The following is a 23768-nucleotide window of genomic DNA, read 5'->3' as shown; positions in this document are numbered from 1 at the left end:
CAAATCTTACCCATGTATTGTCACAGATAATGTTTGGGCCCTGTTCCAGTTCATAACTATCCGGATCGACATAATGATAACTAAGAATCTTCCTCTAACTGATTTGCACCGCCACCTTGACGGTAACATTCGTACTAAGACTATCCTTGAGCTTGGCCAAAAATTTGGCATTGCTCTGCCAGCGTACGATATTGAGTCTCTCACTCCACACGTTCAAATTGTCGAAGCGGAACCATCTCTTGTTGCTTTCCTTTCCAAGCTTGACTGGGGCGTAGCAGTACTGGGCGATCTTGACGCTTGTCGTCGCGTTGCTTATGAAAACGTTGAAGATGCGCTAAACGCACAAATTGATTACGCCGAACTGCGTTTCTCACCATACTACATGGCGATGAAACACAAACTGCCAGTCGCTGGCGTGGTTGAAGCGGTTGTCGATGGCGTACAAGCAGGCATGCGAGACTTTGGCATCAAAGCGAACCTTATCGGTATCATGAGCCGCACATTTGGCACAGATGCATGTCAGCAAGAACTGGATGCCATTCTAAGCCAGAAAGACCACATCGTAGCAGTAGACCTTGCAGGTGATGAGCTTGGCCAACCGGGCGATCGCTTTGTCTCTCACTTCAAACAAGTACGTGATGCAGGCCTAAACGTGACAGTTCACGCTGGTGAAGCTGCGGGCGCTGAAAGCATGTGGCAAGCCATTCAAGAGCTTGGTGCAACGCGTATAGGCCACGGTGTGAAAGCGATTCACGATCCAAAACTGATGGATTACCTAGCGGAAAACCGTATCGGTATCGAATCGTGCCTGACGTCGAACTTCCAAACCAGTACGGTCGATTCTCTAGCAAATCACCCACTGAAACAGTTCCTAGACCACGGCGTTCTAGCGTGTCTAAATACGGATGATCCTGCGGTAGAAGGTATTGAGCTACCTTACGAATACGAAGTGGCGGCGCCAGCAGCCGGCCTGAGCCAAGAGCAGATTCGCCAAGCGCAAATCAATGGCCTTGAGCTTGCTTTCATTTCTGATGCAGAAAAAGCAGAACTGAAAGAAAAAGTTAAAGATCGCGTTTAATCAGCGCAAAATTATAAAAAATGCCAGCATTTGCTGGCATTTTTTGCATTTGGAATCGGCAAGCGATGATCAAATCACGCGAGAAAATTGCTGCTGACGCGCTTTTGCTCGCAGATATTTATCGAAGCTCATACAGATGTTACGAATAAGCAGGCGACCACGCAGTGTCACTCGAATTTCATTGTCATCCACTTCCACCAACTCATCATTGATGAACGTTTGCAGCAATTGCAGGTCTTCTTTGAAGTACTGATCAAATTTCACTCTGAATTCAGATTCGATCGCTTTTTTATCAAGCTTAAAGTTACAAATCAGCTGCTTAATGACTTCACGACGGAGCAAGTCATCCGAATCGAGTGAGACACCTTTCCACAATGCGTGGCGAAGGTCATTTACTTGAGCGTAGTACTTCTTGAGCTCTTTTTGGTTTTGCGCGTACGCATCACCAATCATTGAAATCGCAGAAACACCAAAGCCCACCAAGTCACACTCTCCTTGAGTGGTGTAGCCTTGGAAGTTGCGATGCAACACTCCTTCACGCTGCGCAACGGCGAGTTCGTCGTCAGGCATCGCAAAATGGTCCATGCCGATGAACTGGTAGCCAGCCCCCGTCAAAGTTGCGATCGTGTCTTGCAGGATCGCCATTTTCTCTTCTGCTTTTGGCAAATCTTCGTCTTTAATTTTACGCTGCGCAGCAAACAATTGCGGCATGTGTGCGTAGTTAAAGACCGACAGACGACCCGGCTGCATTTCCAGCACTTGTTCTAACGTCTTCGCAAAAGAGGCTTTGGTCTGCTTCGGCAAACCGTAGATCAAATCGAGGTTGGTCGAACGGAAACCCAACTCTTTCGCACGTGCCACCATCGCAAAGATGAATTCTTCATCTTGCTCACGGTTAACCAATTTTTGCACTTCTTTGTTGAAGTCCTGAACGCCGATGCTCAAGCGGTTGAAGCCTTCACTGCGAAGATGATCCAACATGGTGATCTGAATTTCACGCGGGTCTACTTCAATGCTGATTTCTGCGTCATCACTGAATGTAAATTCTTGGCGTAGCAAGTTCATCACGCGAGTGATTTGCTTTTCAGATAGAAACGTCGGTGTACCACCACCAAAGTGCAATTGCGTCACGGTGCGACCAACGAGCAATGCAGCACGTTGACGAATTTCATGTTCAAGCACGTCGAGGTATTCATCCGCTTTGTGCGAGTGGCGTGTAATGACTTTATTACAACCACAGTAGTAGCAAAGCTTATGGCAAAACGGAATGTGTACGTACAGCGATAACGGACGCTCTGGGTACTGAGTGCATGCCATATCATAGTCTGAGATGGTAAACGCTTCATGAAACTCCAGCGCCGTTGGGTACGACGTGTAGCGAGGACCGGAATAGTTGTACTTATCCAATACCGCTTGATCCCAGACGATTTGCTGTTTCGATTCAGTGTGTTGATTCGACATGGTGGTACTTTCCGTTAAATGCTAGGGCAACGAAAGCCGTCACCCGATATTCAGAATCGCTATTTTGCCATACGACGATGGCAACCGTGGCAACACCTGATGGCTTTTTAATTATAAATCCAAAGAAGTGCTAGCGTGATCACGATAGCCCCAATGGTCATAAAACAAACCAATGGGGATTATCGTTAAAGCATCTGAATATTGATTTGATTATTCAGTGGCTGGACGTTTTTCTGCAACACTTTGAGTTCCTCGATGATCGCATCTGTTAAGCGGCTTTCCGCTTTCTGACGCGTCAGGTTCTGTTGCATACGTTCTTTCTTGGCAAGTTGCTGACGGTCTTCACCGCGCGCCATATCTTTTACGATATGGTAAAGCTCGGAAATTGCAGGGTACACTTCGTCGAAGTTCACACGATTCTCACCTTGAACATAATCCATGATGCAGTACACGCGAATACTGATCTCCGACAAATCGCACTGGCCTTGAATGCCTGCCTGACACAAGGTATGCACATTCTCAAAAATGTTGGCATTACGTTTATCGATCGCCAACTTTTGATGCTTCAGCTGCAATTCCTTTTGCTTTTTCAATTGAAGCAGAAGGTAACCTGCATAAGAAGCCAGCGCGATAATGATCACTGCACCCGCAATAGCTAATAAGGTTACATTCATGGCTTAATTATCCTTTGTAGTCTTCGAAGTTAATATCGTCGAAATCCGCTAATAAATCATCGTCATTACGAGAACCTTTCGTAGAAGAAACGGTAAAATCTTCCTCTTCTTCAGGTTCTAGCAGACCAAGTTGGTCCATTAGCTTTTCAATACGATCAAGCTTCTCATCCACGTATTTTTGTAGACCTGTACCTAGGTTTTCACCCGCTTCAATGCGATCCAACAACACGTTCAATTGCGCGTCATTTTCTAGCATTTCTAGCTCTTGTTCCGCAGATAGACGACGCTCTTGCTTTGTCATCTTCTTCACTGGTTCAACAATCAGAGGGATCTTCTTCTTGCTGCCTAAACGTGGGTCACGATTTTGCGCAGAAGATTGCTTTTTCTGTTCGTTAACTTCTGAGTTGCGGCTACCTGTCTTCAAGCCTTTACGCTTTTTCGCGCGCTTGCGTAGACGGCCTTCAACGTCAGATTCGGTACGGTTACGAGTTACAACAAACTCAGGTGCGCCAGCGGCACCCGGCTTTCTAGATTTCTTTTTACGGCTCATTACTGGGTCTTCCTCAGTAAAATTACATCATTACCAATAAATTCGAGTTCGAGCTTATCCCGCTCAGCAAGGAACTGGAAGGTATCACGGCTAAAGAACACCACGTGAGTTGGGTCATTCTTATAGTGCCATGATTTAAAAGCCTCCACGTCGATGACCATTTTCGTCATCAGGCCAATCCAGCCCCCTGGCTTAACTAAATTCAACCATTGCTTCCACACCACATCAGGGTGGTAGAGGTGCTCTATCACCTCTGTCGCTGTCATGAAGTCATACTGCTTTTCTAGCACCGCAGTATCTGGGTGATAGTAAATATCGTACAACGCCATGTTGTGCCCTGCTTCTTCTAGCATTAAGGAAAGCGTCGGGCCCGGACCACAACCAAAGTCGATTCCGTTCGATTGTGGTGAAATTCGCTCTGTGATTGGGTCAGCAATACGCGACAAAAAACGTCGATAGCCCATATCTTCTGGGTTGTTCTCATGCAAATCATAGTGAGCTTTTTCAGTTTCCGCATCCAAACGTTGGTCTGGATTAACGAATACCAAGTAGCACTGCTCACATTGAAGATATTCGCGATGCTTATCTTCAAAATAGTGACGAGTATGCTGATTGTGGCATAAAGGACAGGTATGCATGCTGACTTCCTCAAACAGGGATGCGAAACATACCAGAAAGTGGACTCAGATTGGAGAGGCACTGAATACTTTTTCAGCAGTTTTTGTTAAAAAACTTTGTTTAAGAACCCATCGAAAGGCATCAGTGTAGTAATCCCTCTTCAGATTGGTGGTTGCCGAGAAAAAACGGCATAAAAAAAGCGACAGTCAAACTGTCGCTTTCTAAGTGCCATCAAGTGGCGAAACTGTGTTGCACGCATTTAGTGCACCAAGAATCCTTTTGTTTTTCGTGCTTTCCTTGCCAAAAAGTGTTGTTTTTCATCTTCCTGATGAGTTTTGGCTATCCCTTTACTTCCTGTCTTCTGAGCAACTTCCTGTGCCTGATCCTTTCCACTGTCTTAACCATAAGACGAGATGACCATCCGTATCGAGCAGGCTCCTTGCCTACCTAATTCCGTTTTCCGATCACCAAGCTATCCTAGCTTGCGTCCATGAAGACCTTGAATCCGTGGTCTGAAATCCTGCAATTCACCCCCTGTGAACGCTTTCTACTTTACGTAATCCCGACGCACTCACAAGTTAGCAGCAGGAAATATTAGCGATGATTTTTTCGCAAAAATTAAAAACATCAATTAATCAAAAGGTTAAAAATAAGAAGAAGACATTCGCAATCGAAGGTATGGCAAATGTCTTACAAGCTTTCGAGCAGATATCGATGACACCCTCAAAAATCATGTGTGAGCCACATCACCAACAAAAATGCCCCAGCGAAATCGCTGGGGCATTTTTGTACAACTTTGCTCGAACTATGTAGGGGTATCAGTGCAGACCGCCAACGTATTTCGACAGAACTTCGATATCTTCATCTGTCATTTTCTTCGCGATGTCACGCATCATGGCATTCATATCGTTGCCACGGTTACCATCACGGAATTTTTCTAACTGAGCTTTGATGTAGTCAGCGTGCTGACCAGAAATTTTAGGGAAACCTGAAAGCTCAGTACCGTTACCACGCGGACCGTGACATGCCATACATGCCGTTAGACCACGCTCTGCATCACCCGCGGTGTAAAGCACTTTACCTTTTGCTACCACATCTTCAGGTGTCGAGCTTTCTGAAGTTGGTAGAGAAGAGTAATATGCTGCAAGATCTGCGATGTCTTCATCGCTTAGCGGCATTGCCATGCCACTCATTACAGGATCGTAACGACCTTGTTTACCACCACTTGTCATACCTAGCTTAAGATCTTTTAACTGCTTCTCAAGATACTTAGCGTGTTGGCCTGCTAGTTTAGGGTACATTGCGATTGCACTGTTGCCATCTGCTCCGTGACAGGCGACACAGGTTTGTGATTTTGCTTTACCAGCCTCAATATTACCTTGGGCCCATACTGAGCAACTGGCTAAAAGACTCAAAATTAGCGCTAATTTCTTCATGACATTCCATTATAATTATCAAGCTTCCAGTACCACGGAATGTGAACATACCGCGTACACTCATGGTACAATAGGCGACCTTATGCCGAGCACGGTTATTTTACACAATTTCACAAAAAAGTAATCAATCGACTACACAAAGTCGAGATGGAGTTAACAGTGAGCGTAAAAATTCATTACCAAAATACGCATTTCATCACCAGCGCGCCCGATATTCGCCACTTACCGGAGGACGAAGGTGTCGAAATTGCGTTTGCAGGACGCTCAAACGCTGGTAAATCGAGTGCACTTAACCGTCTAACTAATCAAAAAAGCTTAGCCAAGACATCAAAAACACCTGGTCGTACCCAATTGATCAACCTATTCAAAGTAGAAGAAGGTTGTCACATTGTCGATCTACCGGGATATGGTTTTGCTCAAGTACCGGTAGAGATGAAAAACAAATGGCAGAAATCTTTAGGTGAATACCTACAGAAACGCGAGTGCCTAAAAGGCCTAGTGGTTCTGATGGACATTCGTCACCCAATGAAAGATCTCGACCAGCAAATGATTTTCTGGGCTATCGATAGCCGTATTCCAGTACAAGTGTTGCTAACTAAAGCTGATAAGCTAAAAAGTGGCGCACGTAAACAGACACTTCTGAAAATTCGCAAACAAGTGGAAACTTTCGGTGGTGACGTTTCGGTTGATGTTTTCTCTTCTCTAAAAGGATTAGGGGTCGATCAGCTGCGCGCGAAACTGGATACCTGGTTTGCACCAGCATTGGCTCATCTGATTGAAGAAGACGATCTAGAGATGCCAGAGAGCAACGAAGAATAATTAACAATATTTGTTAAATTTTTTCGACACAGCCCTGCCATTTGGTGGGGCTTTTGTTTATCTAGACAAAGCAAAAACCGGAATTTCAGGCAATAAAAATCCCCACCTTCCTGGCAGGGATAACGGGAGAGAAAAATTGGTAATTATTGTTATGTTGCAAAGCATTACTGAACTATCGAATGATTTCAATAGTTCAAAAAGTCATCTGCTTTTCTAATCTTGAGTCTTTTCGTTTACCAAACATTAATAAAGAAAATTAAATTCAATAAGTTAGATAAGTTTCACCCCTCAGAAAGGCCGACTTACTTTCTTTCGAGAAAAAATAATAGTGTGAATGGCGTAAATTTACAGGATGAATGAGTCGAAGAAATAACGACAAAAAATCAGTGGAAGCAAGTAGTTAGCGAGAGAGAATTGCGAGGACAGCGCCAAAATGGATAAGAAACTGAGTTAAAAGGAATTTTTCTTTCGCCCAATAAAAAACGCCCCAGTCAAAAACTGACTGGGGCGGCTGAATCAGCCTAATCCAATAACGTGAAACAAAAGGTCTGAAAGATAGAACATCTTACCTCTGTACCCTACGCGATCTAATGTACAACAATTGGTCAGAATTGCAAAGATTTTTTGTAGTTTTTTTTCATGAAAGTTTTATTAAGCAACATTAATTTTCAAATCCAAGTTGCTTTTTTAATGACACAAAAAAGCCAGCGTTTGTGCGCTGGCTCATACTAAATCGACCAAATTGATTTAAAAATGATTAGTGTGCTTGATCCCAGTTGTCACCGTGACCAGCTTCTGCCACCAAAGGCACTTTCAACTCTGCTGCAGATTCCATCAATTTTTGTACTTTACTTTCAATTTCGGACAAAGACGACTCTTCGACTTCAAATACCAGTTCATCGTGTACTTGCATCAAAAGTTTTACGCGACCATTGCCTTCTTCTTGAATCCATTGATCCACTAGCAGCATCGCTTTCTTAATAATGTCCGCTGCAGTGCCTTGCATTGGCGCATTGATCGCCGCTCGTTCTGCAGCTTTACGACGCATACCATTACGCGATTTGATTTCTGGCAGATGCAAACGTCGACCAAAAATGGTTTCTACATAACCTTTATCAGCTGCTGCGCTGCGCGTGTCTTCCATGTACTGCATTACACCTGGGTAACGCTCGAAGTATTTGTTCATGTAAGCTTGCGCTTCACCACGAGGAATGCCCAGCTGTTTTGCCAAGCCGAATGCGCTCATGCCGTAAATCAAACCAAAGTTCACCGCTTTTGCACAGCGACGCTGCTCACTTGATACCTGATCAATAGACACTCCCATGATTTCTGCTGCGGTTGCTGCGTGAATGTCTTTACCGTCACGGAAGGCATCAAGCAGCGCTTGGTCGCCAGAAAGGTGCGCCATAATACGCAGCTCGATTTGCGAGTAGTCGACAGCCAGAACCTTGTAACCTGCAGGAGCTACAAACGCCTGACGAATACGACGACCTTCTTCGTTACGGATTGGAATGTTCTGCAAGTTTGGATCAGTAGACGACAAACGACCTGTCGCAGTCACCGCTTGATGGTAAGAGGTGTGTACACGACCAGTTGAAGGGTTGATCATCTTCGGCAGCTTGTCTGTGTATGTCGACTTCAGCTTCGCTAAACCACGGTATTCTAGGATCAGTTTTGGCAGTGGGTAATCCAACGCAAGCTCTTGCAACACCTCTTCATTGGTTGAAGGTGTGCCAGATGGTGTCTTCTTCACAACAGGTAGGCCCATTTTTTCAAATAGGATAGCTTGCAGCTGCTTCGGCGAGTTCATGTTGAACTCTTGTTCTGCGATTTCGTAAGCTTTTTGTTCAAGCTCTTCTAAACGGGCCGCGATTTCTACCGATTGAGCGCTCAGCTTCATGTCATCAATCAGAACACCAGTGCGCTCAATGCGAGACAAAACAGGGACTAGCGGCATTTCGATTTCTTCGTAAACCGATTCTAGCTTTTCATCTTGTTCGATGTTAGCAAACAGACGATTGTGCAGACGAAGCGTGACGTCTGCATCTTCAGCTGCGTATGGCGATGCTTGCTCAAGCTCGATTTGGTTGAAGGTCAGTTGTTTTTTACCTTTACCCGCGATTTGCTCGAATGAAATGCAGCTGTGTTGCAGGAAACGAAGTGCCAAGCTGTCCATGTCGTGTTTGCCGCCTACGCTGTTGTAAACGTAAGACGCCAACATGGTGTCGTATTTGATGCCTTTCATCTCGATGCCGTAACGTGCCAGCACAGACGCGTCGTATTTTAGGTTCTGACCGACTTTCGCTTGAGCGTCGTCTTCAAGAATCGGTTTCAGCTGCTCAAGAACCCAATCGCGATCCAGTTGCTCTGGCGCATCCAAATAATCGTGTGCGACAGGAACATAAGCCGCAATACCTTCATCGATAGCAAATGACAAACCGACGAGGTTCGCCACCATGTAATCAAGGCTGTCCGTTTCGGTATCAAAGGCAAACAGCTCTGCCGCTTTGAGTTTTTCTAGCCACGCATTGAAAGAAGCTTCGTCCAAAATGGTTTCGTACTGACTGCGATCAATCGTTACCGCTGAGGTTTCCATTTCAGCATGCGAAGAAGATGATGATGCTTGCGCAGAGCCTGCAAGTTCAACCGCTTCGACAGTGCCTGAGCCGCCTTCAAGCAGTTCGTTCAACCAAGACTTAAACGTCAACTGACCATACAGTTTGATCAATTCGTCTTTGTTTGGCTCTGCTTTCAGTAGCGACTCTGGTGTTTCTTCCAGTTCCACATCCAGCTTGATGGTAGCCAGCTCATAAGACAGCATAGCGTTGTCTTTGTTGTCGACCAGCTTCTTCGCCATGGTTTTCGAACCGCGGAAACCAAGTGCCGCGATATCATCCAGATTTTCGTACAACTTAGTCAGGCCACCAATGCCTTGCAGCAAAGCGGTCGCCGTTTTGTCGCCCACACCCGGTACACCAGGGATGTTATCGACTTTATCGCCCATCAACGCTAGATAGTCGATGATCAACTCTGGCGGAATACCAAATTTTTCCACCACCCCTTCACGATCCATCACGACGTTCGTCATGGTGTTGATCAAGGTAATGTTGTCATCCACCAGCTGAGCCATATCTTTATCGCCAGTACTGATTAAAACAGGCATGCCTTGTTGCGAGGCTTGGTAAGCCAACGTACCGATGACGTCATCTGCTTCCACGCCAGGAACGCAGATCAACGGCAAACCCATCGCACGAATAACGTTGTGCAATGGTTCAATTTGGCAACGCAGATCGTCCGGCATTGGTGGACGATTCGCTTTGTATTCTGAATACATCTCATCACGGAAGGTTTTACCCTTCGCATCAAACACCACCGCAATACGCTCAGACGCAAATTGACGCATCATACTGCGTAGCATGTTCACCACACCGTAAACTGCGTTGGTTGGGATTTCACCATTACTCATCGTGCCCGGGTAAGCGTGAAAAGCGCGATATAGGTAAGAAGAACCGTCGATAAGAATCAGCGGATTTTCAGGAATACTTGCCATAATTGTCTGTATCCAAATCAGTACTTAATAGATCTGCCTAGGATGCCATGACTGCTGATCCGAATCTATCTTGTTCGTTCGATCCAGATCGCGGAAATTTTCCGATTTATTCAAGAAAACCACCATCATCTGTGGATAACTCTGTTTATATAAATTATCCACAGATTGTGCAATGATAGAAAAGACAAAAAAATACAAATCTATATTATTGTTTTTAAAGGATTATTTTTAAACAAGGCGAGAAGATCAACGATCTTAAAATGATCATGTCATGTGGAAAAGTTACGGATAGTGACGTCAAATGGAAATCGTAGAAAAGAAAAAAGCGACCCAATTGGGTCGCCTAGCAGAAGTGGTAAAGCCAGTTCCATATCATGGCAGCTTAACCAAGAAGCTATAAATTACACTGGAAGCAATGTGAGCAATGTCGTGTCAAAAAGAATTCGTGCAAGTTCTTGGATAAATGTTTCATCACCTTCTCAACACCAGTTAATCAACTTCTGTTAATCAGTAATTCAACGTCCTTGTGAACTTTCCTCATTCCCTAAGACAGGATTAATAATAATGATTCTCATTTAACAGTCAACAGTTAAATGAGAAAAAATCTCATTTATTTTCACATTGCTTTAATGAAATGCACTCTCGATTCACGAAGATTAATTTTTTCTTCAAATTTTTCAATAAGATATCCATTTCTCAACAACAATCTGAGCATGGCAGGAAATTGGTTTCGAGATTTCACTTTTAGTGTTTTATAGCCTTGTTCTGCGACCCATTCTTCTTGAGCCTCTAACAACATCTGCGCGACACCCTCATTTCGAGCTTGCGGCGCAACACCACCAAACCAACTATAGAAGGTGTCTTCATCCAGTTCGTAGCCGATTTTAAAACCGACAATAGCACCGTTTTTCTCAGCCACTAGGATTAGGCTGTTTTTGTCTCCAAGACGCTGTGACATCGAATCTAAGGTTTCTCCGTTGGCAAACTCTTTCACTCGAGTGACCACTTGAAGTGCCTCTTCCAACGTGCCTTCACGAATCAGCATTGTCATTGTTCTCTTCTCCAGAAATAAATATACCCAAGCACCTTGGATTTTTTGGGATATACAAGCCTTTTGTAATCCGCCTGAGGTTACTTGGGTATATGCAGACGAACAACTATTGTCGGTCTGGTTTTTCTCACTGAGCGATAATTACTCTTCTGTCGCTTCTCGAGCCATCTTTAGGTGCTGAGCGGCTTGTGCATTCTCTTCCGCTAACCACTCTGCTACGTCTTTTGCAAAGTAAGTCAGGATGCCATCGGCGCCCGCACGCTTAAAGCACAGTAGTGATTCCATTACTGTCTCGCGCTCTTTTAACCAGCCATTAAGAATCGCCGCTTTGTGCATCGCGTACTCGCCCGATACTTGGTAAGCAAATGTCGGAACTTGCAGCTCGGTTTTCACTCGGCGAACTACATCTAAGTATGGCATACCTGGCTTAACCATCACCATGTCTGCCCCTTCATTGATGTCCATTGCGACTTCATGCATTGCTTCATCAATGTTTGCTGGGTCCATTTGGTAGTTTTTCTTGTTACCACCTTTTAGATTAGACGAAGAACCGACGGCATCTCGGAATGGGCCGTAGTAGTTTGATGCGTATTTAGCCGAGTAAGCCATGATTTGAGTATGAATGTAGCCCGCTTCTTCTAGCGCAACTCGGATTGCTCCGATACGACCATCCATCATGTCTGATGGCGCAACCACATCTGCGCCCGCTTCGGCATGAGACAATGCCTGCTTAACTAGCACTTCGGTGGTTTCATCGTTCATCACATAGCCATCTTCATCAATGATGCCGTCTTGGCCATGTGTGGTGAACGGGTCTAGTGCGACGTCTGTAATCACACCAATTTGAGGCACGTGCTCTTTTAGTGCACGTACTGCGCGCTGAACCAAACCTTCTGGATTGTAAGCTTCGGTAGCGCATAAGCTTTTAGCGTCTTGGTTTACGACAGGGAAAAGCGCGATGGCAGGAACGCCTAGATTTGCGAGGTATTGTGCTTCTTCTAGCATTAAATCAATCGACAAACGCTCTACACCCGGCATGGATTCCACGCTCTCACGACGATCTTTACCCATAAGGATGAACATTGGGTAAATCAGATCATTCACGGAAAGTTGGTTCTCAGCCATCAAACGACGACTAAAATCGTGTTTACGTAAACGACGCATACGGCGTGCAGGGAATGGACCTTGAATTGATACAGACACCATTTTCTCCTTGTCTGGACGGTTATGATGATCAAATCATCTGGTGAACAAAATCATATCACTCTTGATGCACCTTGCGAGTGACAATCTGGAAAAAGGCGATGAAAAAAACTGAAAATGACCCAGCACTCACACTCAAGTATACTTCTCGTACCAAACGGACAAAGTACAGAGAAAGACCATGATCGATACCCACGCGCACATATACGCGAGCGAATTTGATAACGACCGCGATGAAGTGGTTGAGCGCGCCTTAACTCAAGGCATCACTAAAATTTTGCTGCCGAATATCGATCTGGACTCGATTGAACCGATGCTGCAGACCGAAGCAGCGTATCCGGAAGTGTGCCACTCAATGATGGGTTTGCACCCATGTTACGTTGATAGCAACGTTGATCAAACGCTAGAAATCATCCGAGGCTGGTTCGAAAAACACAACTTTATCGCCGTGGGCGAAATCGGCATCGACCTGTATTGGGATAAAACCTACCGAGCAGAGCAAGAGATGGCTTTCGTAACCCAACTCAATTGGGCAAAAGAGATGGATTTACCTGTGGTGATCCACACCCGTGATTCCATCGAAGAAACGCTGACTCTGCTTCGTCAAGAGCAAGACGGTCGCCTGCGTGGCGTGTTCCATTGTTTTGGTGGCAGCTTAGAAGAGGCGCGAGCAATTAACGAGTTGGGCTTCCACCTTGGTTTAGGCGGTGTATCGACGTTTAAAAACGGCGGCATGGACCAAGTCATTCCACACTTAGACATGCAATGGGTCATCTTAGAAACAGACTGCCCATATTTGGCGCCAGTGCCGCATCGCGGTAAACGCAATGAGCCAGCTTACACGTCGCTCGTCGCGCAGCGAGTGGCAGACTTGCGTGGCGAAGAGGTCGCAACCATAGATGCTATCACCACGGAAAATGCAAAAAGCTTATTCAAGATTTAAGCAAGACAACAAACGCAACAAGCGGCCACACTAGGTCGCTTTTTATTGCCTAAACGGTTGGGTGAACAGGCCAAACCTGAAACGACTCAACCAGCAATACTGTAGTGTTGATAGACATAACTATTAACTTGTAACCCTACTCACTTCGCATCATGCGTATTCCATCAGTACGCTTCTTGTGACTGTCGACAACTCGACACATTCTTTTCTTATACTGCTATTCGCCTACGTCTTAGCACAGGTGTAAAACAACATGAATACGGATATTGAAATGTGTACACATGGTGCTTACTTGCAACGCGTACCACGCAACTTTTTTCAAAAGCTGCTAGGCATCAAAGAAGTTTATGTCTGTACTAAATGTGGTTACGTGTTGAAAGTTAAGTAGTTAGCCCAAAATAGCAAACCAACCGCAATAAAAAAGCGGCTCATTTGAGCCGCTTTTTACTGTCTAAACACTGAAGGATTACTCCTCTTCTTCCTCATCTTTACGAGTGTAAAAACGAGCAAAGAACAGACCAACCTCAAACAGTAAACACATTGGGATCGCAAGTAACGTCTGCGAAATCATGTCTGGCGGCGTCAGCAGCATGCCGACAACGAACGCAGCCACAATAATGTATGGACGCTTCTCTTTTAGGTCTTGCGGCGTGGTCGCCCCAGTCCAACAAAGTAGGATAATCGCCACTGGCACTTCGAACGCAATACCAAACGCCATAAACAGCGCCAGCACAAAATCTAGGTAGCTCGAAATATCGGTCGCAAACTCAACCCCACCGAGAGAAATCGCAGTAAAGAAGCCAAATACCAGTGGAAATACCACGTAATACGCAAAGGCCACGCCACAGTAAAACAGCAACGAGCTAGAAAACAGCAATGGCATGATCAAACGACGTTCGTGCTTGTACAGACCTGGCGCAACAAAAGCCCAAACCTGATACAAAATAAACGGCACCGCAACAAATACTGAGGCGATAAGCGTCAGTTTTAGAGGTGTGAAAAATGGTGATGCCACATCGGTTGCGATCATCGTCGCGCCTTCTGGTAAACGTTCAACCAAAGGTGCGGAGATAAACTCATAAATGTGGTTAGAGAAATAAATTAGCCCGACAAACACCACCAACACTGCCAAAATTGAACGCAGTAGTCGGTTGCGAAGCTCCAACAAATGACTAATTAAAGGCTGTGTCTGCTCGACGGTAGACATGGCAAACCTCTTATTAAAAATCAGATCAAAAAGGAGCTACCAGTCACTAGTAGCTCCTCCTAATGAGACTATTCGGCTTTCTTATCTGCCGCTGAAACCTTAATCTCTTCCACTTTTTCTGCACTTTCAGTCACAGGTTCTGCTTTTGCAGGTTCCGTTTCTGATTGCGCCTTATCAGCGTAAGGGCGGTTTACAGATTGCGCTGCTTTCTTCAGTTCTTCGACCGAAGATTTGAGCTCAGGAGATAAATCTTCCATCCCCATTTGCTCAGCTTTGCGCAAGTTTTCTTGCAGCTCTTGGACTTTTAGCTCGTGCGACAATTCGTCTTTAACGCTATTTGCCATATTCTTAGCAGCACCGATAAAGCGAGACACGCTTCGAATAGCATGAGGCAAACGCTCCGGTCCAAGAACGACCAGACCAACAACAGATATTAATACCAGTTCCCAAAAACCGATATCAAACACGTTTTATGCCTGCTCTTTGTCTTTTTTAGTTTCAGGTGCAGCTTCTTTTTGCTGCTGTTTTTCTAAACTTTTTGGCTCGAAGTCTGCGTCTTTTTCATTTTTCGCAGAATCTTCATCGCTCATTGCTTTTTTGAAGCCCTTAACGGCACTACCTAGATCGCCACCGATGCCACGTAGTTTCTTAGTTCCGAATAGCAATACAACAATTACAGCAATGATTAGAAGTTGCCAAACACTGATACCACCCATTCTTTTTACCTCGGGTCTTTAAACAAAATTATTTCAAGAGTTTAACGTCTATTGACGATAAGCTCGCCAACTAAGCAGCCAAAATGTGACACCTGCGATACCGCTGGCCATCGAAAGCTGCTCATAAGCGTTATCCACCAATATTGCCGAGCATACGACTAAAGTGGCGCCAACGCCAAATAAAAACTTTCCTGTCGCCTGCTGGCGCTTACTTTGGCGATAACCTTGATAAAGCTGATCCATACGCTGGTTCATCGCTTTACCCTGTTTGAGGCTATCGTAAAGTAGCTCCGGCAGTTCCGGCAATTTCTCCGCCCAAAATGGCGCGCGATCTTTGATTGAATTGACCAAAGCTTGCGGGCCCACTTGATTCATCATCCATTCTTCAAGGAATGGCTTTGCGGTCTCCCACAAATCGAGCTGCGGATATAATTGTCTACCAAGCCCCTCAACGTACAGCAGCGTTTTTTGCAGCAGCACTAATTGAGGTTGCACTTCCATATTAAAGCGACGTGCGGTGTTGAACAGGTTCAACAGCACATGGCCAAAGGAGATCTCACACAGTGGCTTAGCAAAAATTGGCTCACACACAATGCGAATCGCGAACTCAAATTCATCGACATTGGTATCTGCCGGAACCCAGCCTGAATCAACGTGCAACTCCGCTACTCGGCGATAGTCACGATTGAAAAACGCGAGGAAGTTTTCCGCCAGATAACGCTTGTCTTCACTATTAAGTGTACCAACGATCCCGCAATCTAGCCCGATCCACATTGGGTTCTCTGGGTGTTCAGGTTTAACGAACACATTCCCGGGATGCATATCGGCATGAAAGAAACTGTCTCGGAACACCTGAGTGAAGAACACACTCACACCACGTTCTGCCAGCAACTTCATATTGGTGCCATTTGCTTCCAAGCCTTCAATATCAGAGACTTGGATGCCATATATTCGCTCAGAAACCATGACAGTTTCATTACTGAAGTCAGGAAAAACTTCAGGAACATACAATTCTTCACTGCCTTCGAAGTTACGACGCAGTTGAATGGCATTCGCCGCTTCACGACGTAAATCGAGCTCGTCGAGCAAGGTTTTTTCGTACTCGCGTACGACTTCAACGGGTTTTAAACGACGTGCTTCAGGCATCGCTCCGGCGACTATACGCGCCATTCGGTGCATCAGTTTTAGATCTGAATCAATGACCGGGCGAATATCTGGACGGATAACCTTTAATACCACTTCTTGGTTAGTGTCTTTTAATCGCGCAGTATGCACCTGTGCGATGGACGCTGACGCCAGCGGTTTGATGTCAAACTCGGTAAACCAGTTCTCTAACGGCCCACCTAACGCTTTTTCCATCTGCTGCTTGGCCAGCTCGCCGTCAAACGGTGCAACTTGGTCTTGCAACAGCGCCAGTGGATCGGCGATATGCGGAGGAAATAAGTCGCGGCGCGTTGACATCATCTGACCGAACTTAATCCACACTGGGCCAAGCTCTTGCAGCGCAAGACGTAAGCGCTCGCCAAGCGGTTTTTCGGGATGTTGGTTCTTAATCCAGAATAGGCTCTTGCGCATCAATAATGGCGCTTTGGTCAGTTGATGGTCGGGCAACAACTCATCCAAGCCGTATTCCAGCTGTACTTTGATGATGTGGTATAAGCGCTTTAATTCTGCTGGCGTCATGGTTTCTCCAGCGCTGGCTTATCCGAACCAACTTTGCTCAATAGAGCATTGAGACGCGCTTCAACGCGAGAAGCTTGGCTGCGTACCTCATCCACTTGATCGCAAAAATACGCGACTTCCAATGGTGCGGGTGCCAATTTCCACTCTTCTGTGACCACTTGGGCAAGGTGACGCTGATGTTTTTCCGCTTGAGAAACGAAGAAACCACCCACGTTTTTGGTGCCTTGTACCAAAGTGTGTGCAACTACATCGCCTGTTACGCGAGATAACCACTCTTCAATGTCCGGTTTGCAATCGGTCATCAACTGAGAAAATTTCTGCGCCAGTTGAATATCACCTTCAAGTTCAAGCTTGTCTTGCTTAATCAAGCGAGTGATGTTGGCTTGGTCACGCAGCTCAGGCAGCACGCTCAAGTTCAACGAGAGATAGCAGTCAGGCTGACCTTCGTAGTTACCCAGCACATCAATCTGCTGACTGAAAACAAACGTCAGCGTCTTGTCGATTTCTTTGAGGTGAACTTGGATAACTTGGCCCTTGAGACGCGCTAAACGACGACCCAATGCAGGATCGTCTTTAATCAGTGTGTTCAGCGAAGTTTCAATGACAGCAGTGATAAGAGGTTCAAATGGCATGCCGTTAACCCTTAGAATTTGTAACCGCGGTGCAACGCCACAATACCACCCGTTAGGTTGTAGTATTTGGTGTTTTCGAAGCCAGCGTCTTGCATCATGCCTTCCAGTGTTTCTTGGTCTGGGTGCATGCGAATAGATTCAGCAAGGTAGCGGTAGCTTTCTGCGTCATTCGCGACCAATTCGCCCATTTTTGGCAATAGGTGGAATGAGTACGCGTCGTACACTTTTGATAGTGGTTCGAGAACTGGTTTAGAGAATTCCAAAACCAATAGACGACCACCTGGCTTAAGGACGCGAAACATTGAACGCAGTGCTTTGTCTTTGTCGGTTACGTTACGAAGACAGAAGCTGATGGTGATCACATCGAAGTAATCATCTGGGAAAGGCAGTTCTTCTGCGTTTGCTTGTACGTAGTGTACATTACCCACAATGCCGTTATCGCGCAGTTTGTCGCGGCCAACATTCAGCATTGAGTTGTTAATATCTGCCAGAACAACGTGGCCTTGGTCACCCACAATACGCGAGAATTTCGCGGTTAGGTCACCCGTACCACCACCTAGATCCAGAATGCGCTGACCAGGACGAGCGCCACTGCAATCGATCGTAAAACGCTTCCAAAGGCGGTGAATACCACCTGACATCAGGTCGTTCATGATGTCGTATTTCGCTGCCACTGAGTGGAAAACTTCGGCAACTTTGGTCACTTTTTCTTCTTTCGCCACTGTGGTGAAACCAAAGTGGGTCGTTTCGTTCTCTAACGCTGTATTGGATTGCAAGCTTGTGTCCGTCATTCTAATTCCTCTTGGGCAGCACTTGTTCACTACAGGGCGTTTGCTGACAATGAAAGTCGCCCTCTGTACTGCGGGCGATTAGTTTACTTTATCCTCAGCCGGATGTCTTTCTACTAACGATTCATTTGGTGATTCATTTTCTGAAAATGCATCACTTTGCGCCAACTGCGCAAGGTCAGAAGAAATCGGTCGTTTGATTTCAACCCCCAACTGTCTAAAGCTTTCTGCTTGACGAATCACGTTGCCACGGCCTGTTGCCAGCTTGTTCATAGCGCCTTGATAGGTTTGGTTCGCTCGGTCTAATGCGCCGCCCAACCCTTCCATGTCATCGATGAATAAACGCAGTTTGTCGTACAGTTTGGTGGCGCGCTGGGCGATCAGTTTGGCGTTTTCATTCTGACGTTCGTTGCGCCATAAATTGTCGATGGTGCGCAGTGCCACCAGCAACGTGGTTGGGCTAACCAAGATGATGTTTTGCTCCATCGCATCTTTGATCAAGCTTGGGTCGGCTTGAATCGCCACTTGAAACGCCGGCTCTACCGGAATAAACATCAGCACATAATCGAGACTTTGGATGCCTTTGAGCTTGTGGTAATCCTTCATGCTCAAACCTTTGATGTGCGCACGCAGTGCGGTGAGGTGAGCACTTAACGCGCGGTCGCGTTCAGCATCCGTTTCGGCATTAAAGTAGCGCTCGTACGCCACCAATGCCATTTTCGAATCGACCACCACTTGCTTGTTTTGTGGCAAATGCACAATCACATCCGGTTGGTAACGCTTGCCTGCTTCGCTCTGTAGGTTCACTTGCGTTTCGTACTCGTGCCCTTCGCGCAGTCCCGATTCGGCTAAAACGCGCGCCAACACCACTTCACCCCAGTTACCTTGCTGTTTGTTATCGCCTTTGAGCGCTTGGGTCAGGTTCACGGCTTCTCGAGTCATTTGTTCATTGAGGCGTTGCAGATTTTTCAGCTCATGCACCAGCGTATGACGCTCTTTAGCTTCTTGGCTAAAGCTGTCGTTGACTTGCTTTTTGAAACCTTCTAACTGCTCTTTTAACGGTGACAACAACCCTTCTAAACTTTGACGGTTTTGCAAATCGACTTTCGCGGTTTTCTCTTCAAACAGTTGATTGGCAAGGTGCTCAAACTGTTGTTTCAGACGCACTTCGGCCTGCTCTAGAATTTGCAGTTTTTCCGCATTAGCCTGATTCATTTGCTCGTGGCGCGCCTGCTGCTCACGAAGCTGCGTTTCCAAACGGGATTTTTGTTCACGCATTTGGCCCAGCTCATCAAAGTACTGCTGACGTTCTTGTTTGACGGCTTCGAAGTAACGCAATTTCTCCATGGCCGCCATCAACTTGCCGTGCGATTGTCGCACTTCAAAGGCCGCTTTATCGCGCTCGTTGTCGAGTTCATCCAACTCTTGCTGCGCATCGGCAAGGCTTTGCTTTACTTGTTCAAGCTGTTGTTGGTGAAGCTGTTTTTCTGACACCAACTGCTGTTCGAGTAGTTGAGTCTGGGTAATAAAGCGCTGCTTTACCCACCAACCCACGGCGACACCGCTCGCTGTCGCGGCAAAAAGAGAAGAAAGAATGAGAGATTGATGCTCAAGAATCCATTGCATAATAGCGAGTTAGCCTATGTTTTATATCTTTATCAATGGTATTTAGACACTGGATAAATGTCCAGTTTGTTGGATGAAAAATCCTCGCATACACTAGGCACTCCGTACAACATACTCACTCCCGCTCACTCTTTCAGCAAAGAGCGGCACATCATCACACAGAGGCATCATGAACGAGCGTCGTGCCCTAGGATTTGGGCTCTCAGCAGTATTACTTTGGTCAACGGTTGCAACCGCATTTAAACTGACATTAGCGGAATTTACGCCGATCCAAATGCTGTGTATCGCCAGTATGGTTTCTGCCATCGCGCTTACGATTGTGTGCGGTGTGCAAGGTAAATTAAACCAGCTAAGTGCTACTTTTCTCTCTAATCCTTGGTACTACTTGCTGCTTGGTTTGATCAACCCGTTGGCGTATTACTTGATCCTATTTAAAGCGTACGATTTGCTGCCCGCTTCTCAAGCGCAGGCCATCAACTACAGCTGGGCCATTACGCTCACCCTGATGGCAGCGGTGTTTTTGGGGCAAAAGATTCGTGGCAAAGATTGGATAGCGTGTGGATTCAGTTACCTCGGCGTGATCGTGATTGCAACGCAAGGCAATGTGCTTGGCATGCAGTTTGAGAGTCCGCTTGGCGTTGGCTTGGCACTGCTGTCGACGTTACTTTGGGCGGGTTACTGGATTCTCAACACCAAAAACAAAGCCGATCCGGTGATTGGTGTTTTGCTGGGCTTTTTGGTTGCCATCCCATTCACTATCGCGTTGAGTTGGTACGAAGGCGCAAGCTGGCAATCTATTTCCATCAAAGGCTGGGCGGCGGTGACATACGTCGGCTTGTTTGAGATGGGAGTGACGTTTGTGCTGTGGTTGAGCGCCTTGAAGTTAACCCAAAACACGGCGCGCATCAGCAACCTGATATTTGCTTCGCCATTTATCTCGTTGATGTTGTTGGCCACCATTATTGGTGAAAAAATTCATCCATCGACGTTGATTGGACTTGTCTTAATCATCAGTGGTTTGGTCATCCAACAGGTGACTTGGGGTAAAAAAGCCAAGGCGGCGAACGCATCGCAATAGTTGGTCATGCCCGAAAAACCTAGGACAATATGAAAACGGAGAAATGAAACGAGTTGGATAAAAAAGAGAGCTCGCTAACATTTTATTGATCGAAAGTGCCTTCAGTCGCTTGGAATTGTTCAAGCGTTGGATACGATATAACCAAAGCCCAGCCGCCTAACACGGCGACATTCCTATAAATATTTGTGGGCACTTCAGGATACTTTACTAATTATGTTTCGCTTCGCTATTCCTTCACCGTTGATGACTGACTGGCAACACGCTCTGCAGCAATGCTGTGATGCCACTCAAGCTCAGGGACAACTTTATACCCTGAGCTACACCAAACAATGGCTATCCAGTGAGGTATCCACCTCGCCACAAAATCACCGCGCCATCGTGGCGATGATTGAGCAAAACTGCGCGCAATTATCCGCGCCGCACTTTGACGTAGTTTACTCACAATTTGATGATGAAAACCTGAGTCTTTGCCCAGTATGGCTACCGAATGAGGAGCTGTTTGCCGTTGTGACGTTGACGCACTCAACGCAGCAAAAGCAAACCGTTTCTGCGTGGCTGAGCGCACTGGCAGGCCGCATCAGTTTTGATGTTAGCCAGCATTATCATCAAGAGCTCAAACGTCATCACTCACACGCCAACAAACCACTGCCAACGCTGCAAGAATTCATCGATTGTCTGGATGACCACATCTGGATCAAAACCACTGATGGTCTGTACGCCATGACTAACCGCAGCGTGGAACAGGCGTGGAAAAAGTCTAACGATGACATTGTCGGGAAGAACGACTTTGACCTTTTCAGCGCCGAGCGCGCGGAAAAATTCATTGATGCCGACCGATTAGTGGTCGCTACTGGCACACAGAACATCGTTGAAGAGTGTCGCCAAATTGATGAAAACAACAACCCAACTTGGCTGGAAACCATCAAATCACCGGTACGAAATCAGGCCGGTGACCTGATCGGCATTTTGGGCATGACGCGCAACATTACCCGTCGCAAGATGGTGGAAACGCAATTGTCGTTGGCGTCGAAAATCTTCAACAACTCGCAAGAAGGTATGGTCATTACCGACAGCAATGCCAACATCATTGATGTCAACAACGCGTTCTCGCAGATCACCGGATTCAGCGCCGAAGAAGTGATTGGGAAGAACCCCAACATTCTCCGCTCTGGGCACCATGATGATGCTTTTTACCAACAACTTTGGCAGCAGCTTGAAACCAAAGGCCAATGGAAAGGCGAGTTTATCAACCGCAAACGTGATGGCAGCATTTACCCGCAATTAGCCACTATTAGCGCGGTAATGGATGACAAAAACCACCTAATTAACTACATCTGTGTGTTTGAGGACATCTCAGTGCGCAAAGCGCACGAAGAGAAACTGCAACGCATGGCGTTTTACGATCCGCTAACCAACTTGCCCAACCGAACCCATTTGATCAGCTTGCTGGAACAGCACATCGAGATGGAACAACCTTTTGCTACGTTGTTTCTTGATATCGACCACTTTAAGCACATTAACGACAGCATGGGCCATTTCTGTGGTGATCAACTGTTGTCGAAACTGGCGGTTCGCCTGCAAGACATTTTGCATCTGAACGCGCATGTGGCTCGCATCGGTGGCGATGAATTTGTCATCGTACTGCCAGACATTGACGGCGATTCTCCGTTACTCGAAACGTTAGGCTCAATTTTGGGTGTGTTCCGCCGCCCGTTCGATCTGGCAAATCACGATTCGCTGCGGATCTCCACCAGCATCGGTATCGCACTCTACCCGAACGACGGTCAAGACAGTGAAACGCTGCTAAAAAACGCCGACACCGCAATGTATCTGGCGAAGAAAAATGGCCGCAACGGCTACGCGTTCTACTCTCCGGATTTAACTGACAAATCGGTATCGCACGTCCGAATTCAATCTGCGCTGCATGAAGCGATAGAAAAAGAACAGCTGCATTTGGTGTATCAGCCGCAATACAACCTCGCGCAAAACGCAATTATTGGTGTGGAAGCCTTGGTGCGTTGGGAACACCCAGAATTTGGCTTAGTGCCACCTGCGGATTTTATTCCTATCGCAGAGAAGACGGGCTTGATTCAAAGCATCGGCGAATGGGTACTCAAAGACGCCTGTTTACAAGGGACTGACTGGCTGGCGAGAGGCGTTCAATTTGGCAAAATTGCAGTCAATGTATCAGCACTTCAACTGCAACAGTCGCGCTTCATCAACAAGCTCAAAACCATCCTTCGTGAAACGGGATTCCCGGCGCATCGCTTGGAGCTGGAAATTACCGAAAGCTTTTTGCTTATCGATCCAAAACTGGCCATCGCATCGCTAAATCAGCTGTGTGAACTCGGAATCGAGATTTCGTTGGATGACTTCGGCACAGGCTATTCTTCGCTGTCGTACCTCAAAGGTTTGCCAATCAACAAACTGAAAATCGACCGCTCGTTTGTCAGCGATGTGCCTAACGACAACGACAGCAACGCCATTGTGAACGCCATCATTGCGATGGGCACTACGCTTTCACTCAAAGTCGTGGCAGAAGGTATCGAAACGCCAGAACAAGTGGCTTACTTGGTCGACAAAGGTTGTATCTACGGTCAGGGATATTTATTCAGCCCACCCGTTGCGGCGGAAAAGTTATTTAACTAAGCACAA

The 23768-nt window shown here is 46.3% G+C and carries 20 protein-coding genes; 5 read left to right on the top strand and 15 right to left on the bottom strand.

The window, feature by feature from the left end; genetic code table 11:
- The first annotated feature begins 73 nt into the window (after positions 1-73).
- On the top strand, positions 74-1078 hold the full coding sequence (add, locus tag BIW15_RS00440; RefSeq protein WP_015296070.1) for an adenosine deaminase: 1005 nt from the start codon (positions 74-76) through the stop codon (positions 1076-1078).
- Positions 1079-1147: 69 nt separating this feature from the next.
- Here the strand turns inward: add and hemN are convergent, their stop codons facing one another.
- From hemN to BIW15_RS00405, 5 genes are all read right to left on the bottom strand, one after another.
- Complete coding sequence (hemN, locus tag BIW15_RS00435) at positions 1148-2539, bottom strand: oxygen-independent coproporphyrinogen III oxidase (RefSeq protein WP_005496689.1); 1392 nt, start codon at positions 2537-2539, stop codon at positions 1148-1150.
- Between the two features lie 185 nt (positions 2540-2724).
- The gene (locus BIW15_RS00430; protein WP_005456843.1) at positions 2725-3213 is read right to left on the bottom strand and encodes a DUF2489 domain-containing protein; all 489 of its coding nucleotides are present in this window, start codon (positions 3211-3213) and stop codon (positions 2725-2727) included.
- A 7-nt stretch (positions 3214-3220) separates the two neighbouring features.
- Positions 3221-3763: a Der GTPase-activating protein YihI gene (yihI, locus tag BIW15_RS00425; protein ID WP_025502353.1), complete on the bottom strand. Its 543-nt coding sequence runs from the start codon at positions 3761-3763 to the stop codon at positions 3221-3223.
- Positions 3763-4401, bottom strand: coding sequence for a class I SAM-dependent methyltransferase (locus BIW15_RS00420; RefSeq protein ID WP_005456816.1), 639 nt, complete (start codon positions 4399-4401; stop codon positions 3763-3765). Before BIW15_RS00420 ends, yihI begins: the two co-directional genes overlap by 1 nt.
- 798 nt (positions 4402-5199) lie before the next feature.
- Positions 5200-5817, bottom strand: a complete 618-nt coding sequence (locus tag BIW15_RS00405) for a cytochrome c (protein WP_005478649.1) — start codon at positions 5815-5817, stop codon at positions 5200-5202.
- 159 nt (positions 5818-5976) lie between these two features.
- On the opposite strand from BIW15_RS00405, the gene yihA reads away from it, so the two are divergent.
- Positions 5977-6636, top strand: coding sequence for a ribosome biogenesis GTP-binding protein YihA/YsxC (gene yihA, locus BIW15_RS00400; protein ID WP_005456829.1), 660 nt, complete (start codon positions 5977-5979; stop codon positions 6634-6636).
- 757 nt (positions 6637-7393) lie between these two features.
- Here yihA and polA read toward each other — a convergent pair.
- The 3 genes from polA to hemB all read right to left on the bottom strand — a co-directional run bounded on the left by polA (position 7394) and on the right by hemB (position 12440).
- Positions 7394-10186: a DNA polymerase I gene (gene polA, locus BIW15_RS00390; protein WP_077280399.1), complete on the bottom strand. Its 2793-nt coding sequence runs from the start codon at positions 10184-10186 to the stop codon at positions 7394-7396.
- Between the two features lie 616 nt (positions 10187-10802).
- Complete coding sequence (locus BIW15_RS00380; RefSeq protein WP_005459779.1) at positions 10803-11237, bottom strand: GNAT family N-acetyltransferase; 435 nt, start codon at positions 11235-11237, stop codon at positions 10803-10805.
- 141 nt (positions 11238-11378) lie between these two features.
- Positions 11379-12440 carry a porphobilinogen synthase gene (gene hemB / locus BIW15_RS00375; protein ID WP_005489689.1) on the bottom strand — a complete coding sequence of 354 codons (1062 nt, stop codon included), beginning with the start codon at positions 12438-12440 and terminating at the stop codon, positions 11379-11381.
- A gap of 181 nt (positions 12441-12621) precedes the next feature.
- On the opposite strand from hemB, the gene BIW15_RS00365 reads away from it, so the two are divergent.
- Complete coding sequence (locus tag BIW15_RS00365; RefSeq protein ID WP_005478755.1) at positions 12622-13383, top strand: TatD family hydrolase; 762 nt, start codon at positions 12622-12624, stop codon at positions 13381-13383.
- A 466-nt stretch (positions 13384-13849) separates the two neighbouring features.
- Here BIW15_RS00365 and tatC read toward each other — a convergent pair whose 3' ends face one another.
- The 7 genes from tatC to rmuC all read right to left on the bottom strand — a co-directional run bounded on the left by tatC (position 13850) and on the right by rmuC (position 20035).
- A complete protein-coding gene (tatC, locus tag BIW15_RS00355) occupies positions 13850-14590 on the bottom strand; it encodes a twin-arginine translocase subunit TatC (RefSeq protein WP_005459771.1) in 741 nt (246 codons plus the stop codon).
- 68 nt (positions 14591-14658) lie between these two features.
- Positions 14659-15057, bottom strand: coding sequence for a Sec-independent protein translocase protein TatB (tatB, locus tag BIW15_RS00350; RefSeq protein WP_015296065.1), 399 nt, complete (start codon positions 15055-15057; stop codon positions 14659-14661).
- Positions 15058-15060: 3 nt separating this feature from the next.
- Positions 15061-15306: a Sec-independent protein translocase subunit TatA gene (gene tatA, locus BIW15_RS00345; protein WP_005456852.1), complete on the bottom strand. Its 246-nt coding sequence runs from the start codon at positions 15304-15306 to the stop codon at positions 15061-15063.
- A 48-nt stretch (positions 15307-15354) separates the two neighbouring features.
- Positions 15355-16989, bottom strand: coding sequence for a ubiquinone biosynthesis regulatory protein kinase UbiB (ubiB, locus tag BIW15_RS00340; protein ID WP_015296064.1), 1635 nt, complete (start codon positions 16987-16989; stop codon positions 15355-15357).
- Positions 16986-17621: an SCP2 domain-containing protein gene (locus tag BIW15_RS00335; protein WP_005456848.1), complete on the bottom strand. Its 636-nt coding sequence runs from the start codon at positions 17619-17621 to the stop codon at positions 16986-16988. The genes ubiB and BIW15_RS00335 overlap by 4 nt, the downstream gene beginning before the upstream one ends.
- Positions 17622-17632: 11 nt before the next feature.
- Positions 17633-18412, bottom strand: a complete 780-nt coding sequence (gene ubiE / locus BIW15_RS00330; RefSeq protein ID WP_005456853.1) for a bifunctional demethylmenaquinone methyltransferase/2-methoxy-6-polyprenyl-1,4-benzoquinol methylase UbiE — start codon at positions 18410-18412, stop codon at positions 17633-17635.
- A 78-nt stretch (positions 18413-18490) separates the two neighbouring features.
- Positions 18491-20035, bottom strand: a complete 1545-nt coding sequence (rmuC, locus tag BIW15_RS00325) for a DNA recombination protein RmuC (RefSeq protein ID WP_005487477.1) — start codon at positions 20033-20035, stop codon at positions 18491-18493.
- A 169-nt stretch (positions 20036-20204) separates the two neighbouring features.
- Here rmuC and BIW15_RS00320 point away from each other — a divergent pair, with 169 nt between their 5' ends.
- Positions 20205-21113 carry a DMT family transporter gene (locus tag BIW15_RS00320; RefSeq protein WP_005465958.1) on the top strand — a complete coding sequence of 303 codons (909 nt, stop codon included), beginning with the start codon at positions 20205-20207 and terminating at the stop codon, positions 21111-21113.
- 213 nt (positions 21114-21326) lie between these two features.
- On the top strand, positions 21327-23762 hold the full coding sequence (locus BIW15_RS00315) for an EAL domain-containing protein (RefSeq protein WP_077280398.1): 2436 nt from the start codon (positions 21327-21329) through the stop codon (positions 23760-23762).
- The last annotated feature ends 6 nt before the right edge of the window (positions 23763-23768 follow it).

Source organism: Vibrio sp. SALL6 (assembly GCF_002002385.1).
Classification (GTDB): domain Bacteria; phylum Pseudomonadota; class Gammaproteobacteria; order Enterobacterales; family Vibrionaceae; genus Vibrio; species Vibrio parahaemolyticus.
The sequence above is the reverse complement of the archived record's forward strand: the minus strand, read 5'-3'. Positions and strand labels throughout refer to the sequence as shown.

Coding starts and splice junctions, on each gene's coding strand:
- ubiE (WP_005456853.1), bottom strand. CDS start 18,412: ATGACGGACACAAGCTTGCAATCCAATACAGCGTTAGAGAACGAAACG.
- add (WP_015296070.1), top strand. CDS start 74: ATGATAACTAAGAATCTTCCTCTAACTGATTTGCACCGCCACCTTGAC.
- BIW15_RS00315 (WP_077280398.1), top strand. CDS start 21,327: ATGTTTCGCTTCGCTATTCCTTCACCGTTGATGACTGACTGGCAACAC.
- BIW15_RS00405 (WP_005478649.1), bottom strand. CDS start 5,817: ATGAAGAAATTAGCGCTAATTTTGAGTCTTTTAGCCAGTTGCTCAGTA.
- BIW15_RS00380 (WP_005459779.1), bottom strand. CDS start 11,237: ATGACAATGCTGATTCGTGAAGGCACGTTGGAAGAGGCACTTCAAGTG.
- BIW15_RS00430 (WP_005456843.1), bottom strand. CDS start 3,213: ATGAATGTAACCTTATTAGCTATTGCGGGTGCAGTGATCATTATCGCG.
- polA (WP_077280399.1), bottom strand. CDS start 10,186: ATGGCAAGTATTCCTGAAAATCCGCTGATTCTTATCGACGGTTCTTCT.
- BIW15_RS00335 (WP_005456848.1), bottom strand. CDS start 17,621: ATGCCATTTGAACCTCTTATCACTGCTGTCATTGAAACTTCGCTGAAC.
- yihI (WP_025502353.1), bottom strand. CDS start 3,763: ATGAGCCGTAAAAAGAAATCTAGAAAGCCGGGTGCCGCTGGCGCACCT.
- tatA (WP_005456852.1), bottom strand. CDS start 15,306: ATGGGTGGTATCAGTGTTTGGCAACTTCTAATCATTGCTGTAATTGTT.
- tatC (WP_005459771.1), bottom strand. CDS start 14,590: ATGTCTACCGTCGAGCAGACACAGCCTTTAATTAGTCATTTGTTGGAG.
- hemN (WP_005496689.1), bottom strand. CDS start 2,539: ATGTCGAATCAACACACTGAATCGAAACAGCAAATCGTCTGGGATCAA.
- BIW15_RS00420 (WP_005456816.1), bottom strand. CDS start 4,401: ATGCATACCTGTCCTTTATGCCACAATCAGCATACTCGTCACTATTTT.
- BIW15_RS00320 (WP_005465958.1), top strand. CDS start 20,205: ATGAACGAGCGTCGTGCCCTAGGATTTGGGCTCTCAGCAGTATTACTT.
- rmuC (WP_005487477.1), bottom strand. CDS start 20,035: ATGCAATGGATTCTTGAGCATCAATCTCTCATTCTTTCTTCTCTTTTT.
- BIW15_RS00365 (WP_005478755.1), top strand. CDS start 12,622: ATGATCGATACCCACGCGCACATATACGCGAGCGAATTTGATAACGAC.
- ubiB (WP_015296064.1), bottom strand. CDS start 16,989: ATGACGCCAGCAGAATTAAAGCGCTTATACCACATCATCAAAGTACAG.